Source organism: Bradyrhizobium frederickii, from assembly GCF_004570865.1.
Classification (GTDB): Bacteria; Pseudomonadota; Alphaproteobacteria; order Rhizobiales; family Xanthobacteraceae; genus Bradyrhizobium; species Bradyrhizobium frederickii.
On record NZ_SPQS01000001.1, the window covers coordinates 126,913 to 148,577 of the forward strand.

General features: G+C 60.8%; 20 protein-coding genes. 16 read left to right on the forward strand and 4 right to left on the reverse strand.

Features of this window, described 5'->3' with window-relative positions:
- Nucleotides 1-42 precede the first annotated feature (42 nt).
- Entirely contained in the window at nt 43-1,239 is a 1,197-nt protein-coding gene (locus E4K64_RS00550) for an acetyl-CoA C-acyltransferase (protein WP_135161682.1), read from the reverse strand.
- A 162-nt stretch (nt 1,240-1,401) separates the two neighbouring features.
- On the opposite strand from E4K64_RS00550, the gene E4K64_RS00555 reads away from it, so the two are divergent.
- The 4 genes from E4K64_RS00555 to E4K64_RS00570 all read left to right on the forward strand — a co-directional run bounded on the left by E4K64_RS00555 (nt 1,402) and on the right by E4K64_RS00570 (nt 5,974).
- Nucleotides 1,402-2,025 (forward strand): TetR/AcrR family transcriptional regulator, encoded by a 624-nt coding sequence (locus E4K64_RS00555; protein ID WP_135161683.1) that lies wholly within the window; start codon nt 1,402-1,404, stop codon nt 2,023-2,025.
- A 14-nt stretch (nt 2,026-2,039) separates the two neighbouring features.
- Entirely contained in the window at nt 2,040-4,361 is a 2,322-nt protein-coding gene (locus E4K64_RS00560) for a molybdopterin-dependent oxidoreductase (RefSeq protein WP_135161684.1), read from the forward strand.
- A 16-nt stretch (nt 4,362-4,377) separates the two neighbouring features.
- A complete protein-coding gene (locus E4K64_RS00565) occupies nt 4,378-5,082 on the forward strand; it encodes an SDR family NAD(P)-dependent oxidoreductase (RefSeq protein WP_135161685.1) in 705 nt (234 codons plus the stop codon).
- Nucleotides 5,083-5,152: 70 nt separating this feature from the next.
- The gene (locus E4K64_RS00570; RefSeq protein ID WP_135161686.1) at nt 5,153-5,974 is read left to right on the forward strand and encodes an enoyl-CoA hydratase-related protein; all 822 of its coding nucleotides are present in this window, start codon (nt 5,153-5,155) and stop codon (nt 5,972-5,974) included.
- A 75-nt stretch (nt 5,975-6,049) separates the two neighbouring features.
- Here E4K64_RS00570 and E4K64_RS00575 read toward each other — a convergent pair whose 3' ends face one another.
- A complete protein-coding gene (locus tag E4K64_RS00575; RefSeq protein ID WP_135161687.1) occupies nt 6,050-6,481 on the reverse strand; it encodes a winged helix-turn-helix transcriptional regulator in 432 nt (143 codons plus the stop codon).
- Nucleotides 6,482-6,673: 192 nt separating this feature from the next.
- On the opposite strand from E4K64_RS00575, the gene E4K64_RS00580 reads away from it, so the two are divergent.
- From E4K64_RS00580 to E4K64_RS00625, 10 genes are all read left to right on the forward strand, one after another.
- Nucleotides 6,674-7,504, forward strand: coding sequence for an alpha/beta fold hydrolase (locus E4K64_RS00580; RefSeq protein WP_209311930.1), 831 nt, complete (start codon nt 6,674-6,676; stop codon nt 7,502-7,504).
- A 34-nt stretch (nt 7,505-7,538) separates the two neighbouring features.
- Nucleotides 7,539-8,543, forward strand: coding sequence for an NADP-dependent oxidoreductase (locus tag E4K64_RS00585; protein ID WP_135161688.1), 1,005 nt, complete (start codon nt 7,539-7,541; stop codon nt 8,541-8,543).
- 68 nt (nt 8,544-8,611) lie between these two features.
- The gene (locus E4K64_RS00590; protein ID WP_135161689.1) at nt 8,612-9,400 is read left to right on the forward strand and encodes an SDR family NAD(P)-dependent oxidoreductase; all 789 of its coding nucleotides are present in this window, start codon (nt 8,612-8,614) and stop codon (nt 9,398-9,400) included.
- 37 nt (nt 9,401-9,437) lie between these two features.
- Nucleotides 9,438-10,529, forward strand: a complete 1,092-nt coding sequence (locus E4K64_RS00595) for an alkene reductase (RefSeq protein ID WP_135161690.1) — start codon at nt 9,438-9,440, stop codon at nt 10,527-10,529.
- Nucleotides 10,530-10,621: 92 nt separating this feature from the next.
- Nucleotides 10,622-11,401 carry an SDR family oxidoreductase gene (locus E4K64_RS00600; RefSeq protein WP_135161691.1) on the forward strand — a complete coding sequence of 260 codons (780 nt, stop codon included), beginning with the start codon at nt 10,622-10,624 and terminating at the stop codon, nt 11,399-11,401.
- 232 nt (nt 11,402-11,633) lie between these two features.
- The gene (locus E4K64_RS00605) at nt 11,634-13,226 is read left to right on the forward strand and encodes a class I adenylate-forming enzyme family protein (RefSeq protein ID WP_135161692.1); all 1,593 of its coding nucleotides are present in this window, start codon (nt 11,634-11,636) and stop codon (nt 13,224-13,226) included.
- A gap of 79 nt (nt 13,227-13,305) precedes the next feature.
- Entirely contained in the window at nt 13,306-14,505 is a 1,200-nt protein-coding gene (locus E4K64_RS00610) for an ABC transporter substrate-binding protein (protein WP_167771724.1), read from the forward strand.
- Between the two features lie 69 nt (nt 14,506-14,574).
- The gene (locus E4K64_RS00615; RefSeq protein ID WP_135161693.1) at nt 14,575-15,675 is read left to right on the forward strand and encodes an NADH:flavin oxidoreductase; all 1,101 of its coding nucleotides are present in this window, start codon (nt 14,575-14,577) and stop codon (nt 15,673-15,675) included.
- Nucleotides 15,676-15,855: 180 nt separating this feature from the next.
- A complete protein-coding gene (locus E4K64_RS00620) occupies nt 15,856-16,647 on the forward strand; it encodes a crotonase/enoyl-CoA hydratase family protein (protein ID WP_135161694.1) in 792 nt (263 codons plus the stop codon).
- A 53-nt stretch (nt 16,648-16,700) separates the two neighbouring features.
- Nucleotides 16,701-17,492 carry an SDR family oxidoreductase gene (locus tag E4K64_RS00625; RefSeq protein ID WP_135161695.1) on the forward strand — a complete coding sequence of 264 codons (792 nt, stop codon included), beginning with the start codon at nt 16,701-16,703 and terminating at the stop codon, nt 17,490-17,492.
- Between the two features lie 58 nt (nt 17,493-17,550).
- Here E4K64_RS00625 and E4K64_RS00630 read toward each other — a convergent pair whose 3' ends face one another.
- On the reverse strand, nt 17,551-18,009 hold the full coding sequence (locus E4K64_RS00630; RefSeq protein WP_135161696.1) for a MaoC family dehydratase: 459 nt from the start codon (nt 18,007-18,009) through the stop codon (nt 17,551-17,553).
- Nucleotides 18,010-18,206: 197 nt separating this feature from the next.
- Between E4K64_RS00630 and E4K64_RS00635 the strand changes: the two genes are divergently transcribed.
- Nucleotides 18,207-19,154: a LysR family transcriptional regulator gene (locus E4K64_RS00635; protein ID WP_135161697.1), complete on the forward strand. Its 948-nt coding sequence runs from the start codon at nt 18,207-18,209 to the stop codon at nt 19,152-19,154.
- Nucleotides 19,155-19,318: 164 nt separating this feature from the next.
- On the forward strand, nt 19,319-20,881 hold the full coding sequence (locus E4K64_RS00640) for a fatty acid--CoA ligase (protein ID WP_135161698.1): 1,563 nt from the start codon (nt 19,319-19,321) through the stop codon (nt 20,879-20,881).
- 45 nt (nt 20,882-20,926) lie between these two features.
- Here E4K64_RS00640 and E4K64_RS00645 read toward each other — a convergent pair whose 3' ends face one another.
- The gene (locus E4K64_RS00645; RefSeq protein WP_167771725.1) at nt 20,927-21,598 is read right to left on the reverse strand and encodes a GntR family transcriptional regulator; all 672 of its coding nucleotides are present in this window, start codon (nt 21,596-21,598) and stop codon (nt 20,927-20,929) included.
- Between the last annotated feature and the right edge of the window lie 67 nt (nt 21,599-21,665).

The following is a 21,665-nucleotide window of genomic DNA, read 5'->3' on the forward strand; positions in this document are numbered from 1 at the left end:
CGCGCCGCTCGCCGATTCCGTTCTTGTCGCCTAGCCGCAATATCAGCGGACGACGCGCTCGATCGCGATGGCCGTGGCTTCGCCGCCGCCGATGCAGAGTGACGCGACCCCGCGCTTGAGGTTCCGCGTTTCGAGCGCGTGCAACAGCGTCACGATCAGCCGCGCGCCGGTGGCGCCGATGGGATGACCGAGCGCGCAGGCGCCGCCATTGACGTTCAGCTTCTCTCTGGGGATGCCGAGATCCTTCTGCGCTGCCATTGCCACGACGGCAAATGCCTCATTGATCTCGAACAGATCGACGTCGCCAACGCTCCAGCCGACCTTGTCCAAAAGCTTGCGAATGGCCGGGATGGGGGCTGTGGTGAACCATTGTGGCTCCTGACTGTGGGTGGCGTGGCCCTTGATCTCGGCGAGCACCGGGAGGCCGTCGCGATCGGCCAGCGAGCGTTTCGCCAAGATGAGCGCTGCAGCGCCGTCAGCATTGGCGGATGAGGCGGCGGGCGTGATGGTGCCGTTGGCGCGGAACGCTGGCTTAAGCCCCGGGATTTTGGCGGGATCGACCTTGAGCGGATGTTCGTCATTGGAGATGATCCGGGGCCCGGCTTTCTCGGTCAGCGTGATCGGAGCAATCTCAGCCTTGAACGCGCCGCCCTCAACCGCCTTGCGGGCGCGGGTCAAGGTCTCGATCGCATACTCGTCCTGGTCCTTGCGGGTGAATTGATAGGCTTCCGCGGTGGCTTCGCCGAAATCGCCCATCGAGCGTCCGGTCTCGTAGGCATCTTCCAGCCCGTCCATCAACATGTGGTCGATGATGCGGTCGTGGCCTGCGCGATAGCCGCCACGCGCCTTGGCCAGCAAATAGGGCGCGTTGCTCATGCTCTCCATGCCGCCGGACAGAACGATCTCGGCGGAGCCCGCATTGATGATGTCGTGAGCCAGCATGGTGGCCTTCATGCCGGAGCCGCAGACCTTGTTGATGGTGGTGGCGCCGGTGGCATCTGGCAATTTGGCGTCGCGCGCGGCCTGGCGTGCCGGCGCCTGGCCTTGTCCGGCCGGCAGCACGTTGCCCATGAAGACCTCGTCGATCCGTTCGGGTGTCAACTTGGCCCGTTCCAAAGCTGCTCCAATCACGTGAGAGCCGAGCCTGTGTGCGCTGAGCGGCGAGAGCTCGCCCATGAAGCGGCCGAGCGGCGTACGGGCTGCGGAGAGGATGACGACGGGATCGGAAGCGGCGGCCATGGCGAATTCTCCTGTTGATCGCTGTTGTTATATGACGATAATCATATAACATGGCCGGCAATGCAATGAAATATTGCCGTCGCTTCAAAAGCGCGGTCCAGAAGCGCTGGTGGATGGGAACGGTCGAACAGCCGGTCACCGAGCAGCTTGCACGGAGGGGAGATGCGTTACGTAGGAGACCATAGGCGCCAGACCCACAGTCGGATCGTTGAGAATGCCTCCTACGGCTTGCGTCAAAACGGTGCCGAAGGACTTAGCGTCGTCGAGTTGATGAAGCTCGCGGGCCTGACGCACGGCGGCTTTTATAACCATTTCGAGTCGCGTGCCGCACTCGTCGGCGAGGCAATCGCGTTTGCAATGGATCAAATGGTCGAGCGGTGGAAAAAGCTGGCGAACCGGAAGGCCAGCGGGGATCGCTTCGAGACGTTGATAGCCGATTATCTTAGTTCCCGTCACCGCGACAATCCCAGACACGGTTGTGCGCTTCCAGCCCTGGCCGCTGATGTCGCCCGATCGAGCCCGAGCGAGCAACGGGCGCTTGCTTCCAAGCTCGAGAAGATGATCGACATCCTGGTTGAAGTTCTTCCCGCAGATGGTCCCCAACAGGCACGCCAAATCGCGGCGGGCGCCATTGCGACCATGGTTGGATCTATCGTGCTGTCGCGTGCCGTCGGCGCCGGGAAGCTTTCCGACGATATTCTCGACGCCGGACGGATGACTGTCTGCGGCCGGCCTCACAACCGGCAGCGCAGGACGGCAAAGGCAACGAGCTGCGACAAACCATAATTTGGGAGGTGCCCATGACGGCCGGCAAGTGGCTCAAGACAGCCTGCAACCTGTGTTACGTAAATTGCGGCATCGAGGTCTGGGTGAATGAGGGGCGCCTCGAGAAGGTACGAGGCGATCGCTCAAACCCGAAGTCGCAAGGCTATCTGTGCAACAAGGCGTCGCGCATTCCCTATTATGCGCATCACAGGGATCGGCTCACGACCCCGCTGCGTCGTCGCGCCGATGGCGGCTTTGATGAAATCGAGTGGGACGTCGCGATCGCAGAAATCGCACAGCGGCTGCGGCACATCGTTGACAGGTATGGCGGCAAGAGTATCGCCCTTTATGGAGGCGGCGGGCAGGGCAACCACGCTGGCGGCGCCTACGCCAGTGGCTTGTTGCGTGCGCTGGGCTCGCGCAGCGTCTTCAACGCTCTTTCGCAGGAGAAAACGGGAGACTTCTGGGTCAATGGGCACATGTTCGGCAGCCAAACCTGCCACACCTCGGAGGACGTGCATCATTGCGATCTCTTGCTTGTCATCGGGGCAAATCCCTGGATCGCGCACGGCTTCCCCAACGCGCGTGACCATCTCAATCAGATCCGCAAGGATCCCGCACGTAAGCTGATCGTCATCGACCCCCGGCGGACCGAAACCGCAGAGATGGCGGATCTGCATCTTGCGGTTCGCCCCGGCGCCGATACGTTTCTCCTCGGCGCGCTGCTGGCCACGCTCGTCCGGTCCGACCGGATCGACCATGCGTTCATTGAAGAGCACACGCTCGGCTTCGCGGAAGTGAGGCAAGCGCTATTGAACGTCCCGGTTCAGGAATGGGCGGCCGCCGCCGATATCTCGATCACGGAGCTGGAGCGCTGCGCGGCGATGATCGCGGCCGCGAAGGCCATGGTGGTTCGGGTTGAACTCGGCATCCAGCAAGGCGTCAACTCGACTCTCAACTCCTATCTCGAGAAGCTCTTGATCATGCTCTCCGGCAATTTCGGCCGTGAAGGTACCAACCAATTGCATAGCTGGCTTCAGCCGCTATGGGGAAATTCTCCGAACCAGACATTCGCGCCAACCGGCGACGCCATCATTGGCGGCTTGTTGCCGCCCAACATTTTCCCCGAAGCGGTTCTCAAGGACCATCCAGACCGGTTGCGCTGCGCCTGGATCGACAGCTCCAATCCCGCCAACACCGCCGCAAACACGGAGGCGGTGGAACGCGCGCTGAAATCGCTCGAACTATGCGTCGTCGTGGACGTTGCCATGACCGAAACCGCTAGGCTCGCGCATTACGTTCTTCCGGCGTCCACACAATACGAGAAGACGGAATTCACTCTCTTTAACTACGAATTCCCGACAAACTATTTTCACGTGCGCGCTGGCGTCTTGCCGCCGCTCGCCGGCACGCTGCCAGAGCCCGAGATCTATACGCGGCTGGCGATCGCCCTGGGGCTTCTGCCGGGTGACAATGTGCTCGCGCCACTACGCGAAACAGCACGGCGCTCGCGAGCTGAATTCGCCGCTGCCTTCCGCGCTTTCATCGCGGAAAACCCGGCGGCAGTGCCTGCCCTGATGCTTTACCATACGCTGGGGCAGACGCTTCCGGATGGCACGGCGGCCGCGGCTCCGTTGTGGAGCGCGGCACTGGCTTGCGCGAAGCGATCGCCGCAAGCGGTGCGGCGGGCGATCGGTGCATCCGATCAGGTGACGGACCAGCAGCTCGGGGATCTCCTGTTCGATACCATCGTGGCCGCCCGGCAGGGCACGGCAGTGACCCGGCACGAGTACGACGAGGTCTGGTCGCTGATCGGCCATTCGGATCGCAAGGTTCGGCTGATCGTCCCGCAGATGCTGGAATGGCTGGCGCGTCTCGATCCGCAAGCCGCCGGCGCGCGAAAGGAGTTCCCGTTCGTGCTCGCGGCTGGTGGCCGCCGCATGTTCAATGCCAACCAGATATTTCGCGATCCCGCGTGGCGTCGCGACGACCCGGACGGCGCCCTGTTGATCAATTCGAGCGACCTGAGCGAGCTGGGTGCGAAGGATGGCGACTGGATCGCCGTCGAGTCGTCGGTCGGGCGGCTCGTTGTCCGCTCCAAAGTCGATGACGCCATGCGCAAGGGCCAGCTGGCGCTGCCGCACGGTTACGGCCAGGCTTATCCCTCGCCGGATGGTGAACGCCTGATCAACGGACCGCGCATCAATCGGCTCACCGAGAGCGGCAACCGCGATCCCATTGCGGGCACGCCCTACCACAAGAACGTTCCGGTGCGCTTGTCCTTGGTGTCCGGGCACGAAGCTGCCGCCCATCAGTCGCAATCCGAGCGAATTCACAAGAGAGCGGCCGGACAATAGTCGAAGGGAGCGTCAAATGACCGAGAAGCCAATCGCGATCGTGACGGGGGTGGGCCCCGGCACGGGAGCTGCCATCGTCAAGCGCTTCTCTGCCGGTGGTTTCCGTATCATCGCGCTTGCTCGCTCTGCGGAGCTCATCAATCGCCTTGCGCAAGAGCTTCCCGACGTGCACGCGATGACCTGCGACGTCTCGGACGAAAGCCAAGTACGGACCGTAATCGCCGACGTAAAGCGGCGTTTCGGCCCGGCTGACGTTCTCATCCACAACGCGGTAGGCGGGGGCTGGGGGAATTTTCGCGAGATCGAGCCGAAGATGTTGAAGGGCAACTTCGAAGTCAATGTGATGGGCCTGTTGTACCTGTCGCGCGAAGTGGCGCCTGACATGATCGATCGGGGCAAGGGCGCAATCCTGGTGACCGGCAACACCTCTTCGATCCGAGGCAAAGCCAATTTCGCCGGCTTCGCGCCGACGAAAGCGGCGCAGCGTATTTTGGCCGAGTCGATCGCACGTGACTTGGGACCTCTTGGTGTGCACGTCTCCTACGTTCTCATCGACGCCGTTATCGATACGCCCCGGATGCGCGCACGGATGAGCGACAAACCGGATGAATTCTTCATCAAGCCGGCGGCGATCGCCGACGAATTATTGCATCTCTACGGTCAGGACCGCTCGGCCTGGTCGTTTCTCACGGAACTGCGGCCATTCAACGAAAATTGGTGATGCTCGAACACGGACACGGCGCGCTGGGTCACTTTGGAGAGCTCTCCGCGGGACTTGAAAGGTCAGAAACATGACTGATGGACCCATCTCGGTTGATACGGGGACGGACGAACTGCTGTGCGCGATCCGGGATCGCGTCGCGGTGATTACCTTGAACCGACCCGAAGCCCGAAATTCGTTGTCCGATCATCTTACGCCGGCGTTGCGCCGGATGATCAAACAGAATGGAGATGATCCTGAGGTCGGAGCCCTCCTGATTACCGGTGCAGGCACTGCGTTCTGTTCGGGCGGCGATGTCAAGGGGATGGGCGGCAACTCTGCCGCGCCCGCGATGTCATTCAGCGACAAGGTTGCGCGGTTGCGGGAACGTCAGCGGACCCTGACCGGCGTACTTGTTTCGGTGCGGAAGCCCACCATCGCGGCTTTGCCGGGACCAGCGGCTGGTGCCGGGCTTGCGATCGCACTCGCTTGCGACCTTCGTGTTGCAGCCGAATCCGCCATCATGACGACTGGCTACGCCAGGATTGCACTCACCGGCGATTACGGCATTTCGTGGCTGTTGACCCGGCTTGCCGGGACGGCACGTGCTCGCGAACTGATGTTTCTGTCTGAACGGATCACTGCACGGCGCTGCGAAGCATTGGGCCTTATCAATCGCGTGGTGCCTGATTCCGAACTGCAGAGCGAAGCATTCGAAATGGCGAGAGCATTGGCGAATGGCCCGGCGAGCGCCTATGCCTCCATGAAGGACAATCTCGACCTTGCGCTGTCGGCCGACTTCTTGACGTCACTGGATCAGGAGGCCGAGAGGATGGTCCTCGCGGCGGGCACGGCGCAGCACGCCGAAGCCGTCCGGGCATTTATTGAGAAGCGTCCGCCGACCTACAGGTGAAACTCTTCAGTTCATTGCTTCGAAGGACTGGCCGGCACCCGCAACCGCACAAGCTGGAGCTGCCAAGCCAATTGCTCATTCGACTGCGGCGATACGAATGGGACGCGTTCCGATCGGAGCGCCGGTCGCGCGGTCGATGGTGAGGGGATCGATCTCCGTTCCATTCTCGGCATCAAAGAACTGGGTCACCTTGCCTCCGCTGCGATGCTTGCGTCCCCACGCGCCAATCGCGAAGAGCACCGGCAAAAAGTCGCGCCCGGCTTCTGTCAGCACATATTCGTCCCGTGGCGGACGGTCTGAATAGCGGCGCTTCTCCAGCAATCCCTCGTCAACCAGGGCTGAAAGCCGCCCCGTCAGCATCGTCGGCGCGATACCGAGACTCCTGCGAAAATCGTCGAAGCGGGTCAGCCCCGCATGGGCATCGCGCATGATCAGCATGCTCCATGCGTCCCCGACCAGCGCCAGGCTCCGGGCGATCAGGCAAGGCTGGTCCGAAAGCTTCTTCATGTAAGTCTCATTTTGGTAGTGACTTAGTACTAAATTGATAGTAACAGATCGCTCGTCGATGTTCCAGAGCAAATTGAGAAGGCCGGAATGAGCAAGACAGAACGGGGAATTGCGCTGATTCCGGGTGCTTCCGGTGCCAGCCGAACGATGGAGCAAGTGATGTCAAACTATGTCAGCCACCCGACATCGGTCATGCGCTATGTCGATGCGCCGAATCTTTCGATCAGTGCTGCGGGAACGACCTTTGCCTATCGCGACATCGGTCCGCGCACCGGCGTGCCATTGATCCTTCTCAATCATTGGGGCGCGGTTCTCGACAATTTCGATCCGCCAATCGTCGATGGGCTCGCCACCAGGCATCGCGTCATCGCGATCGACTACCGGGGTATCGGCGCTTCAGGTGGGAAAGCGCCCGTTAGCGTTGGCGAAATGGCGCAGGATACGATTGCTCTGATCACCGCGCTGGGCTTCGAAAAAGTCGATCTGCTCGGCTTTTCCCTCGGCGGCTTCGTGGCCCAGGACATCGCGCTGAAGGCGCCGGGTCTCGTGCGAAAGCTGATTCTGACCGGCACGGGCCCGGCAGGTGGCAAAGGTATCGAGAAGGTTGGGCCGGTGTCCTGGCCGCTGATGATCAAGGGCTTGCTCACCTTGCGAGACCCGAAATTCTACCTGTTCTTCACCTCCACGGCCAATGGCCGCCGGGCCGCAAAGGCCTTTCTGGCAAGGTTGAAGGAGCGCAAGGCAGATCGGGACAAAGGAGCCACGCCAGAGGCCCTGTTGCGGCAACTCAAGGCGATTAAGGGCTGGGGCCAGCAGGCGCCTCAGGATCTCGGCAGCCTCCGCATCCCTGTCCTCATCGCGAATGGCGATAACGACATCATGGTGCCGACTGCGAACAGCACCGACATGGCACGACGTATCCCGGGCGCACAACTGGTCATCTACGAAGATGCCGGGCATGGCGGGATTTCCCAGTACCACGCCGATTTCGTGCCGAAGGCGCTGTCGTTCCTCGACGCCTGACGCCGCAACCAGGTTCCAGATTGGAGATGACATCATGAAGGCATTCGTCGTCGACAAATACGAGAAGAAAGGCGCTGTTCGCCTGGCAACCATGCCGGAGCCGGAGGTGCGGGACGACGATGTCCTGGTTCGGATCCACGCAACAGCCGTGAACGTTCTCGACTCCAAGATCAGGGGTGGGGAATTCAAGCTCATCCTGCCGTATCGTCCGCCTTTCACTCTGGGCCACGATGTTGCCGGGACAGTCGTCAGGGTTGGCCGCAATGTCAGGCGGTTCAAGGCGGGCGACGAGGTCTACGCACGGCCGCGCGATCATCGGATCGGAACATTCGCCGAATTCATTGCGATGAACGAAGCCGACGTGGCGCCGAAGCCTGCGAACATCAGCATGGAAGAAGCCGCCTCCATCCCGCTGGTGGGACTGACCGCCTGGCAGGCGCTGGTCGAGGTGGGCAAGCTGAAGCCTGGCCAGAAGGTCTTCATCCAGGCTGGCTCCGGTGGCGTGGGGACTTTCGCCATCCAGCTCGCCAAGCATCTCGGTGCGGTCGTGGCGACGACGACGAGCGCGAAGAATGTCGAGCTGGTCAAGAGTCTCGGCGCGGACCTGGTCATCGACTACAAGACGCAGGATTTCGAGAAGGTCCTGTCGGGCTACGATCTGGTCCTGCACAGCCAGGATGCCAAGACGCTTGAAAAATCTCTGCGCGTGCTCAAGCCGGGCGGCCTGCTCATCTCGATCTCCGGGCCGCCGGACCCCGAATTCGCCAGGGAGCAGGGCATGAACCTCTTCCTGAAATTGGTGATGCGCTTGCTGAGCCGCAGTGTGCGGAAGAAGGCCAGGAGCCTTGGTGTGCGCTTCTCATTCCTGTTCATGCGCGCGCAGGGGCAGCAGCTGAGCGAAATCACGTCCCTGATCGAATCCGGCGTAATCCGTCCGGTCGTCGACAAGGTCTTTCCGTTCGAAAAAACCGGGGACGCGCTCGCCTATGTCGAGACCGGGCGCGCAAAGGGCAAGGTCGTGATCAGGGTGGCAGACTAGCATCCACGGCGGGCCAAATCGGAAATGACGATCCTGCCTAATTGAGCACCTCGAGAAAGAACAAGATCATGGCCAAAAATCCTGCCGTCCTTATTACCGGAGCCTCCTCTGGCATCGGAGCAACTTATGCAGACCGTTTCGCCCGCCGCGGAAATGATCTCGTGCTGGTGGCCCGCGACAAGGCGCGAATGGAGGCTCTTGCTGCGCGGCTTCGCGACGAGACGGGTGTTGCGATCGACATCCTGCAGGCCGATCTGACCAACCCCGGCGACCTTGCGGCCGTCGAAAAGCGGCTGCGTGACGATCGTCGCATTGGGGTCCTCATCAACAATGCAGGGGCGGCCCTGGGCGGGTCCTTCGTGGCGCAAGCGGTCGAGGATGTCGGTCGTCTTGTCGCTCTGAACTCGACCGCCGTCGTTCGTCTCGCGAGTGCCGTGGCGCCGCGGTTTGCAGAGGCCGGTGAAGGCGCGATCGTCAATATTTCATCGGTGGTCGGGCTCGCGCCGGAGTTCGGCATGTCGGTGTATGGCGCGACCAAGGCTTTCGTGACCTTCCTCTCCCAGGGGCTCAGTCTCGAGCTCGGGCCCAAGGGCGTCTATGTCCAGGCCGTGCTTCCCGCCGCGACGCGCACCGAGATTTGGGAGCGCGCCGGCGTCGACGTCAACACGCTTCCCGTGGTGATGGACGTGGCAGAGCTGGTGGACGCTGCACTGGTCGGCTTCGATCGCCGCGAGCCGATCAGCATCCCGCCGCTCCACGACGCTGGGCAGTGGGACACCTATCAGGCTGCGCGGCAAGCGATGCTCCCCGACCTCCGGCAGGAACGCGCGGCTGCCCGCTATCAGTCGTCGCTCTGATTACCTTCGAAGCTGCAACCCTTGGTGAAAGCGACAAATGACCAACAAGACACTCTTTGAACCCTACGTACTCGGTGCTCTCACGCTGTCTAACCGGATCGTCATGGCTCCGTTGACGCGCAACAGAGCGGGCGGCGGGTTTGTGCCCGGCGATCTGGCTGGGGAATACTACGCACAACGTGCCTCGGCAGGCCTGATCATCTCGGAGGCGACCCAGATCTCGCGGCAGGGGCAGGGCTATCAGGATACGCCGGGCATCTACAGCCAGGCGCAGATCGACGGTTGGCGAAAGGTGACAAATGCCGTTCACGCCAAGGGCGGTCATATCTTCCTGCAGCTCTGGCACGTTGGCAGAGTGTCGCATGTCGACCTGCAGCCGAATGGGCAGGCCCCCGTAGCGCCTTCGGCCGTGAAGGCCGAAACCAAGACTTTCGTGAACAATGCTTTCGTGGACGTGTCGGTCCCTCGGGCGCTCGAACTGAACGAGATCGCAGGAATCGTCGATGATTTCCGTCGCGGCGCCGCCAATGCGATTGCCGCCGGGTTCGATGGCGTCGAGGTTCACGGCGCGAACGGCTACCTGCTCGACCAGTTCTCCAAGGACGGAGCCAATACCCGCATCGACGCCTACGGCGGCTCGATCGAAAACCGTGCCCGGCTGACGCTCGAGGTGACCGCTGCGGTTGCCGGGGAAGTCGGCGCCGACCGAACCGGGGTTCGGATTTCTCCAGTGTCGCCGGCAAACGGGGTGTCCGCAACCGATCCGCAGGCACAGTTCAACTACATCGTCGAGAAGCTCGATCAGCTCGATATTGCCTATCTCCACGTCGTCGAAGGCGCGACGGGCGGGCCGCGCGATAATGCATCGTTCGACTTCGCGGCGCTTCGGCGCAAGTTCAAGAACACCTACCTCGCCAACAACGGTTACGATCTGGACCTCGCGACAGCTAGACTAAAGCAGGGCCAGGCTGATTTGTTTGCCTTCGGCAGGCCGTTCATCGCCAACCCGGATCTTGTCGAGCGCCTGAAGGCGGGTGCGCCGCTCGCCAGCTTCAATCCGGCGACTCTCTACGGGGGTGGCTCGGCGGGCTACACCGACTACCCCATCATGGCTGGAGCCGCCCGCTGACGATCATGGGGTCGCGCAGGCGCGGCCCCATTCCTCGCGTGTACGATCGGAGAGAAGATCCTGAAGCCATCAAACGCATCGGAGGAAGTAACATGACCCAGTCCAGCCCCGGCACCCAGACTTCTACACAGGAGGTTGCGCTTATAGTGGGCGGTGGCCCGGGCATCAGTTCGAGCTGCGCCAGGCTGTTCGCGGAAAACGGGATGCGTGTCGCCGTCGCAGCCAGGAATCCGGAAAAAGCCGTCCTTGAGACTCTCGAAAAGATGCACGGCGTGCGTCGGTACGCCTGCGATGCAAGCGAACCGGCGGCCGTGGCACAGTTGTTCGCGAATGTCGCTCGAGAGATCGGAACGCCGAGGCTTGTCGTGCATAACATCGATGGCCGCGTTCCCGGCATTTTCCGTAAGGGCATTCTCGAAGCCGACCCGACGATGGCGCTCGAAACAATCCGAAACTCGGCATTCAGCGCGTTTCTGGTAGGTCAACAGGCAGCCCGGCTCATGCTCGGAAACGAACCCGACGTCAATGGTGCGAGAGGAACGATCATCTTTACGAACGCCAGCGCGGCGCTCAAGGGCTTTCCATCAAGTGGTGCATTTGCGATGGCGTGCCATGCCAAGTCCGGACTCGCGCAAAGCATGGCGAGAGAATTGATGCCGCAGGGAATCCATGTGGCGAATGTGCCGATCGATGCCGCGATCGGTTGGACTCAGGAGGACGGGACCCGCGCCCACCGGCTGGCGGGAACGACTGTCGACGACAACATGGCCGACCCTGTCCATATCGCGGAAACCTATCTGCAACTGCACCGCCAGCATCGGTCGACCTGGGCTTTTGAAGTCGTACTGCGGCCGTGGGTTGAGAAATGGTAATCGCGCTAAGCTGATCCCTCCGAACAAATCGCGCGGCAGCTTACAATTCCAAATTGGAACGCGGATTTCGCACCGATAATTGCAGCGTTTGCTGATTCGTTGTCGTCCGTGCGTCTTGACAGTTCTATTTTAGAACGCTTTACTCCGTCGGCCAGTGGAATGAAGGGGTGCGGACCTCCCGGTTGAAGGGGGCCGCGCACGCTGCCGAAAACAAGGCGCGAGGGAGGATGGCATGAGGAGCGTGGACGAGCTCACCGCAGCCGAATTGTTGGACGGCCTGCCGTCCAGAGTGCACGAGGTCTACGCGCCGTTCGTGCGGGATATTCCGGATCATCCGGCCTTTATGGAAGGCGGGCGTGCCTGGAGCTACCGGCAGTTCTCGGACGCAGTCGACGCCGCGGCAAAGAATCTCGCCGGTTTGGGCATCAGGCCTGGTGATCGCCTGATCGTTGCCAGCGAGAACAGCGTGGCGCTGGGAGCGATGCTCTTCGCGGCAAGCAAGCTCGATGCTTGGGGCATTCCGGTCAATCCTCGCCTTTCGCCCAGGGAAATCGATCTCATCGGAACGCACAGTGCCGCCAGACGCGTGCTGTTCAACTCGGCTCTATCGAAGGAAGCGGCCGACCATGCCACCCGGCTCGGTGCGACAATCGGCGCCGTGGGGCCGTTTGGTGGAATCGGCGTCGGTCCGCTCAATGCGGATGCGCAAGTGGAGCCGGTCGAAAAGGATGGCGCCCGCCAGGTCGCGGGGCTTTTGTACACCTCGGGCACGACCGGCGCACCTAAGGGGGTCATGCTGAGCCATCGCAACCTCCTCTTCACCGCAAGGACGTCGGGAATCCTTCGCCGGAGCAGTCCAGACGACCGTGTCTACGGCGTGCTGCCGATGTCGCACATCGTCGGGTATGCGATCCTGCTGATCTCTACGCTGATGCACGGCGGCACGTTGCATGTCGTAGCCAAGGCCGATCCCGCTGCGCTGGCTCATGCCATCGCCGAGGAGGGGATCACGAGCCTGTTCGGCGTGCCCGCCACATATCAGCGTCTGCTCGAACACAAGGCGGTCAAGGGCCTCCAACGGCTCGAGCGGGGCAGGCTGCGGATCATGGCCGTCGCCGGCGCTCCGCTCGACCTCGATCTCAAGAAGCGGATCGAGGACGAGTTTGGAATCCCGCTGCTGAACAATTACGGCATAACGGAATGCTCACCCGGACTCACGGGGGTCCGTTCGGAACAGCCTGTCGCGGATGAGTCGGTCGGCCCGTTTCTTCCGGGCATCGAGCACCGGATCGTGGACGGGCAGGGAAAGCAGGTCGCGACCGGCGAAGTGGGCGAATTGCACGTTCGTGGTCCAAACATCATGCTCGGCTACTATCGCGCGCCCGATCTGACGGCGGGGGCGATCGATCACCAGGGATGGTTCAATACGGGGGATCTCGCCCGGGTCAACGGCCAGGGGCATGTCTACATCGCCGGTCGCACCAAAGAGCTGATCATCCGCTCCGGCTTCAACGTTTATCCCGCCGAGGTGGAGGCGGTCCTGAATGCGCACGACCAGGTCGTCCAGTCGGCCGTCGTCGGACGGAAGGTCGAGAGCAACGAGGAGGTCGTCGCGTTCGTTCAGCTTCTCCCTGGCGCCAGCGTCAGCGCCGAAGAGCTGAAGGCGTTTACGGCTCAACTGCTCACGTCGTACAAGCGTCCGACCGAATTGATCGTGCTCGACGCTCTGCCCTCGGCCTCAACCGGCAAGATCCTCAAGCACCAGCTGCGCGAGATGGCCAACGCGCGCGCAAGCGCAGGGATGTCCAACGCAGCCGCGGGCTGACGGAGGCGCCCGAAATCGAATTACGTTCGATCAAGGAAGAATGGTGAGCGACGGAATTGTCGCCGAAGGGAGATGGCATATGCTTAAGAGGACCATGATTGTTGCGGCGCTCGCGGTATCGATGGCAAACGCGCAGGCCCGCGCGGAAACGCCTGGGGTCACCGAATCCGAGGTGAAGATAGGGGCGACGTTCCCGTTTAGCGGCCCTGCTTCGCCGCTCAGCAATACCGGAAAGGGCATGATCGCCTACGTCAATTCGATTAACGAGCGTGGCGGCATCAACGGGCGGAAGATCAACCTCATCACCTACGACGATGCCTACAGTCCTCCCAAGACGGTGGAGCAGACCAGGAAACTCATCGAGAGCGACGAGGTGGCGTTCCTGTTCGGCCCATTAGGTACACCCGGCATCAGCGCCACCATCAAGTACGTCAATGCGAAGAAAGTGCCGCATCTGTTTGTCGTGAGCGGAGTCAGCAAGTTCACGAACTTCGCTGAATTCCCCATGACCACGACGGGATTGCCGAGCTACGATACCGAGGGACGCATCTACGCGAAATACATCACTCAGACCCGTCCGGACGCGAAGATCGCGATCCTCTATCAGAACGACGATCTCGGTAAGGACTTCGTCAATGCATTCAAGGCCTACCTGAAGGACGATTTCGACAAGAAAGTCGTCGTGTCCTCCTATGAGGTGAGCGAGCCGACCATTGATTCCCACGTCGTATCGCTGAAGTCGTCCGGCGCAGAGGCGTTTTTGGTGGCCGGCACGCCAAAGTTCGCAGCGCAAGCGATTAAGAAAGTCGATGAGATCGGTTGGAAGCCACTGTTCCTGATCAACTTCGTCTCGAGTTCCGTGTCGTCCACCATTGTCCCCGCGGGACCCGAGAAGGCTGTCGGCATCGTGGCCGCGACGATCACCAAAGATCCAAACGACAAGAAGTGGGCCGACGATCCCGGCATCAAATGGTACCGCGACTACTTTGCCAAATACCTGCCCGGCGCCGATATCGGCGATGCCAATTATCTGTTCGGCACCCAGCAGGGACAGATCCTGGAGCAGGTACTCAAGCAGTGCGGCAACGATCTCTCGCGCGAGAACATCGTCAGGCAATCGCGGAGCATACGCGGGCTGTCTCTTCCCACTCTCGTACCGGGTGTTGTGATCAACACGGGCCCGGAAGGCAGCATGGCGTACACGCAGCTACAGCTTCAGCGCTGGAACGGGACCACGTGGGAGCAATTCGGTAGCGTACTCAGCGCCGACGGAAAGTGAATTGTACCTTCTCAAGGTGCAACGCAAATGATTTGAGCCCGCAATACGCCCCTTAACATTGGAGCATGGATGTCCAGCGACGTTCTTTTCCGCCCTTTCAAGCTGAAAGGGCTGACCCTGCCGAACCGGGTCGTAATGGCGCCGATGACGCGCTCATTCTCTCCGGGCGGAATCCCAACCGAAGACGTCGCGCGGTATTACGGTCGGCGTGCCGAAGGAGCCGTCGGTCTCATTATCTCCGAGGGCACGGGCGTGGATCGTCCGGCATCCCTGAACGATCCGAATGTTCCCCGTTTTCACGGAGAGAAGGAACTGGCCGGCTGGCGGCGCGTGGTCGACGAGGTGCATGCCGCGGGTGGCCTGATGGCACCGCAGCTATGGCACGTTGGAGCCGTTCGCACCCGCGCCCAGGATTGGTCTCCTCCTGGCGCCTACGACAGTCCGTCTGGTCTGTCGCGACCGGAGAAGAAATTCGGCGAGCCGATGAGCGAAGAGGACATCGCAGACGCCATTCGCGCTTTCGCCGATGCGGCGCTTGCCGCGAAGCGCTTGGGGTTTGACGCCGTCGAATTGCACGGGGCGCACGGCTATCTGATCGATCAATTCTTCTGGGAAGGCACCAATCGCCGCGAGGATGCCTATGGAGGCAAGGACCTGCCGGGTCGGGCGCGGTTTGCCGCTGATATCGTTCACGCCGTGCGCAAGTCGGTCGGACCCGACTTTCCGATATTGCTCCGCATCAGCCAGTGGAAACAGCAGGACTACGAAGTGAAGCTGGCCGATACGCCTCGCGCGCTGGAAGCCTGGCTCAAACCTCTGGTCGACGCGGGGGTCGACATTCTGCACTGCTCACAACGGCGCTTCTGGGAGCCGGAGTTCGAGAGCTCCGATTTGAACTTCGCCGGATGGGCCAAAAAGGTGACGGGAGTGCCGACGATCTCGGTCGGGTCGGTTGGCCTGACCGGCGAGTTCATCGCGGCATATGGCGGGGAGAGCTCCCGTCCGGCGTCCCTCGACGAACTGATCCGCCGCCTCGATCGCGAGGAGTTCGATCTTGTCGCGGTCGGTCGGGCTCTGCTTCAGGATCCGCAGTGGCTGCTGAAGGTCCGTGACGGCCGGACGGAGGAATTGATGGCCTTCGAACGGACTGCATTCGCTGCGCTGAGTTGAGCGATGAAGGGTTGCGAGGCCGGGTGCGTCGCCACTGAATAAAGGTTATCCAAATATTTGGTGGCCGGTATTTTGGCGATCTGTCCAAGCTGGCTGCTAAAGAAGATCGGCGCACGCCGTTCGACGGGAGGGGCATGCGCGTCATTGCGCAGTCGCCTGGAAGCAATTTGGAGACGAACAATGAGCGACACCAAGACCCAAGTCGGCCAGATCCGCACCGAGGTGCACGGGCATGTGTTCAAGATCATCATCGACAACGTGGCGAAGAAGAACTCATTCAGTCCGCAGATGATGGCGCAGATGTCGGATGCGATGACCCTTCTCGATCGCACCGACGATTATTGGGTCGGGGTACTCTGCGCCGAGGGTCCGGATTTCACGGCTGGATTGGATATGCCGAAGTTCTTCGGACCCAAGGCCGAGAATACCGATATCAAGCCCGGCAACATCGATGCGTTCGCCTTGAAGAGCCGGTGCCGCAAGCCGATTGTGACGGCAGTGCAGGGGATCTGCTTCACGATTGGCATCGAAATGATGCTGGCTGGCGACATCGTCGTGGCCGCCGACGACGCCCGGTTCTGTCAGATGGAATCCAAGCGCGGGATCGCGCCCCTTGGTGGTGCCCATTTCCGGTATTTGACGCGGGCTGGCTGGGGAGACGCGATGTATCACCTGTTCCTATGTGACGAGTTCGGCGCAGCCCGGGCTCACAAGATCGGCTTCGTTCAGGAAGTCGTTGCACCCGGCGAGCAGATTGCGCGCGCAATGGAGATTGCGAATCTGATCGCCAAGAACGCGCCGATCGGCATTCAGGTGACGAAGGAGGCCGCGTTGAAATACATCGAGGCCGCCGAGAGAGCCGCGATCGATTACATCCCCAAGATCAAAGATCGCGTCTTCAGCAGCCAAGACATGAAGGAAGGCATCCAGTCTTTCGTGGAACGTCGCTCGGCCGTGTTCCGCGGGAAATAGGAATCCGGCGGACCGCACAGTAGGACTTCGCTCACGAGCCAGAGGATTTGACCATGGGAAGCATCAAGAAGGCATTCGATCTCACCGGCAGGAACGCCCTTGTTACGGGAGGCTCCCGTGGCCTTGGGTTGCAGATAGCCGAGGCGCTGGGTGAGCAAGGAGCACGGATCGTGATCTCCTCTCGCAAGGCGCCAGACCTGGAAAAGGCCCAGGCGCATCTTGCCGGGCTCGGCGTCAAGGCGGAGTGGATCGCTGCGGATAATTCCAGGGACGAAGACGTCAAGCGGCTCGCCGACGAAACGATCAAGAAGCTCGGGCGGGTGGACATACTGGTGAACAACGCGGGCGCAACTTGGGGCGCGCCGACGGAAGATCACCCGATCGAAGCGTGGGACAAGGTGATGAACTTGAACATCCGCTCGCTGTTCCTGCTCAGCCAACAGATTGCGAAGGGCTCGATGATTCCCAACAAATATGGCCGCATCATCAATCTCGCTTCGGTCGCCGGCCTGTTCGGAAGCTCCGGGGATATGCAGACTGTCGCCTACAATACGAGCAAGGGCGCGGTGGTCAACTTCACGCGGGCGCTGGCGGGGAGTTGGGGGCGCTACGGAATTACGACCAATGCTCTGGCGCCCGGATTCTTCCCATCGAGGATGACGAAGGGCACGATCGAAGCTGTCGGGGTCGAGAAGCTCGCCGCCGGCGCGCCGCTGCGCCGCATCGGTGACGAGGACGATCTGAAAGGGGCCGCGGTTCTCTTCGCCAGCGACGCCGGCAAGCACATTACCGGACAAATCCTTGCCGTGGATGGCGGTCTGACTTCGGTGCTATCGTCCTCCTGAACGCTTCTGTGCAATCGCCTTACGTCCTGTGGGGATATCCTTCGTGGGCGGTGGAGGGTTAAGGGACCACCAATGTGAGCGTCTCGGCAACCAGAGCCGGCGTTTGACTATTCTCGATCTCAAGTACCGCGTTGCCCTTGATCAGCATACGCCCGTTGTCCTTCGGTTCGACACTTGTCATGGAAAGCTGAAGGCGAACGCGGTTACCCGATCTTACCGGTGTCAGGAACCTGACCTTGTCCAGACCATAGTTGAAGACGGCAGATGCGTCGACCGGAGCGAGTCCCAGGTCCATGCCAAGTGGCGCAATCAACGACAGGCTCAGGAAGCCGTGGGCAATGGTGCCGCCTACAGGACTTTCCTTGCTCGCGCGGTCCGCATCCACGTGGATCCACTGCCTGTCCCCAGTACAGGCCGCGAACTGGTCGATCATGGGCTGGTCGATGGTGATCCAGTCGGATGTTCCGAGATTTTGGCCTACGAAATCCCTGATCGCCTCGAGCTTGATCTTTGCCATCGCCGTGTCCGTTGGTTCAACTGTTTCGCTTATTTCCCCAAATTGCGAGGAAGGCCATGTCGATTTTGTTAAACGGAGAACGCAATATTGAATAGCGACCAGGCTTTGACGGCTTTTTCGTTCGTGTTTCCGGGCCCTGCGACGTCGTTCGTACTCGGCGATCAAGAGCCAAAAGCGTTTGCGCTAAGGACGAGAGCATGACCGAGGCAAGCTGGGATTTGTTTCGCTTGTTTTCCGTGGTTGCGAGAACTGGAAGCGTTAACCGTGCCGCACACGAACTCGGAATGAGCCAACCGACATTGAGCAGGCGTCTGAAGGAGCTCGAGCGCTACGTGGCCGCTCCCCTGTTCTTCCGCGCCTCGTCCGGGGTGAAGCTGACGCGGGAAGGCGAGGACCTGCAGCGCTCGGCCGGCGATATGATGCTCGCATTTGAGTCGTTTCATCGCGATCTGCGTTCGCGCGTCGGGCAACGATCGTCAGTGGTCAGGATATCGGCGACCGAAGGCATGACCAAGCACTGGCTTCTCCCGCGGGTTGCGGAGCTGCGACGGCGCGATAGTCGAATCTACCTGGAAATCATCTCCACGGTGAACCAGCAGAGCTTGGCAACGAGCGATCTGGACTACGTCATCAGGATGGGAGATCCCGGCGAGAACGATCTCATTGGAAAGCGGGTCGCGGACGTACCGATGGGGATTTTTGCCTCCGAGCAGTACCTTACCGGACGCCCCGCGCCTCGGTCATTGTCAGAGCTGAGGGATCACGACATCATCGGCCATACTGCCGATTTTGTCTCGTTCCGCAACGTTCGGCCCAATCAGAGACATTTGTTGGAGTATTTCTCGGAAGCGGCGGGCATCCGCAGCGTTGTTCGGGTCAACCCGGTTGCTAACCATTTCGCCGCCGCCGGTTCCGGTCTCGGGCTTGCGCTTCTTGCTGTACCATTCGCGCAAGCCGAGGGACTGGTTCAGGTCTTGCCGCAAGAGACAGTTACGATGAACGTATGGCTGCTGCGCAGGCGCGAGAGCGACCTGAGAAAACTAACTCGTGAAGTCAGGCGATTCCTGGAAGCAGAATTCGCTGCTTCCAGGGAATGGCTCGCGGGGAGCCCTCGAAATGCGAGAGTGACCAAGCGCAAGGCCTGAGGCCGTCTCACATGCTGCCTCCGCCGCGTCTGGAAATATCACGGTAAGACGCGCGAAGAGGCCGCTGGTCATTCTGCGCTGAATAGCGGTAGTTCAGAATTTAGATACTTGCCGGGCGCGGTGCCGGTCATCCTAGATCCCAAAAGTCATCATGGGAGGGATGGATGTCCAAATCGGAACGGGCCTTGCTGTCAACCCCGATCCGGACGATCGCCGACGTTCCGCGACGTTACGCGGCGATCGCTCCCGACGCCGTCGCCGTGAGCTTCGAGGGGCGCGAGACAAGCTATCGGGTCCTGGACGAATTATCCAATCAAGTCGCCAATGGGCTCGTGGCTGGGGGTGTGCGACCGGGCAGCCGAATTGCGATTCTCGACAAGAATTCGGATATTTTTTTTCAAGTGCTTCTCGGGGCAGCCAAGGCCCGCGCCGTCCTGGTCCCCATCAATGCAAGGTTGGCACCTCCCGAGATCGTTTTCGCGGTCAACGATGCCAAAGCCGAGATTCTCTTCGTCGGGGAATCGTTCGAGAAACTCATCACTGAAATCCAGGATCAGCTCGACACTGTTTACCAAATCATTGTGCTGGACTCTCGTTACCTGAAGTGGCGCGATGCCCACCCGCCGAGTGAGACGAGACTGCCAGTCAAGTCCGATGACGTTTGCCTGCAACTCTACACAAGTGGCACGACCGGCTATCCGAAGGGCGTGCAGCTTTCTCACGCAAATTTCCCGCTACACGCGCTTGACGACTGGAAGGCGTGGTCGTCCGACGACGTCATGTTGCTCGCAATGCCGTTGTTCCACATCGCAGGGGTGGGTACCGGCGTGTTCGGTCTGGTCGCCGGCCTCAAGACGATCGTGCTTCGCGAGTTCGCTCCATCGGCGGCGCTTGAAACGATACAGCGCGATCGGGTTACGGTCACGTTCCTCGTTCCGGCAATGTTATTGGCGATGCTGGCCGAACGTAACGTCGAGACATGCGATCTCTCCTCGCTGAGGCAAATTCTTTACGGAGCGTCGCCGATCCCGCTCGAGCTCCTCAGGAAGTCGCTCCGGGTGTTCAGGCAAACGGGGTTCTTCCAGGTCTACGGTCTAACCGAGACGGCTGGCGTCATCACAGTTTTGGGAGACGCGGACCACTGCGTTGGCGATGGCGAACTCTTGAGGTCGTGTGGCCGCCCTATCGAAGGCGTCGAGTTGCGGATCATCGACGCTTCGGGACAATCGCTGCCGGCTCGACAGGTCGGTGAGGTCGTGTGTCGATCATCACAAAATATGCGGGGGTATTGGAATCGGATGGACGACACCGCGAGGACCCTCAGGGACGGGTGGCTGCATACAGGCGACGCCGGATTCCTTGATGAAAACGGCTACTTGTACATTCATGATCGTTTGAAAGACATGATCGTTTCCGGCGGAGAGAACGTCTATCCCGCCGAGATCGAAAGTGCCTTGTATGGACATGCGGATATCGCCGACGTCGCCGTCATCGGCGTGCCTGACGACCGGTGGGGTGAAGCGGTCAAGGCCCTCATCGTGTTGAAGCCGGATCGTTTGGCGGACCCGGCGGGCATACTGCATTTCGCGCGAGGAAGGCTGGCGGGGTTCAAGATCCCTAAGTCGATCGAATTCGTGCGCGAGCTTCCCCGCAATCCATCCGGAAAAATCCTGAAGCGGCTGCTGCGAGAGCGCTACTGGGAAGGATACGAGCGGATGGTCAATTGAGCGCGGTTGGCCGAATTGAATGTATCGGACCGTGAGACGCTTTTGCTAGGCGACCGCTGCGTCCTGCAACTTGAGCGACTGAAGCGTCAGCACCTCGGTCAAGCGCAGATGTTCCGTCATCAAATCGGTGGCGAGTTTCACATTCCGGCCAAGAATGGCCTGGGCCAGTGCCGAATGTTCGGCGCGCAGATCACGATCCGCGCGCGACATTCGCGCATTGATGCGGCGATAGCGTTCGCCCTGGACGAAGAGTTGTTCGCGGATTCGCAGCAGCCAGGGGCTGTCGCAGGCCGCCACCAGGGCGGCATGGAATTTCGCGTGCGCGATCATCCAGTCGTCGCCCAAGTCGTGAATGTCATGGGGCGTATGCGAGAGTTCATGATCGGCCGCGACAATAGCAGCCTCCCATTTGAGACCGCCGAGTTTCATCGCGCGGTGCATGCATTTCAGTTCGATGTCGATTCTGACGGCCGTCAGATCCGAAACGTCGGCGGCATTGATGGGCGCCACCCGGAAACCCCGCTGGGGCTCCGCCATGACCAGTGCCTCGGCGGAGAGACGCGAAAGAGCCTCCCGTACAACGCTCGGGCTGACCCCAAGATATTGAGCCAGATCTTGAATTTTCAGCTTTCCGTCGGCCGGCAAGCGGCCGGCCAAGATGTCCGAGCGAAGTCGAACATAGGCTGAAACGGTAAGGCTGGTCGCGTCCTGGGGCATCCTGCCCATTTTCACAAGGATTCGGAGGAATACAAGATAAATCCAATAATATCTTTTTTATATTGAC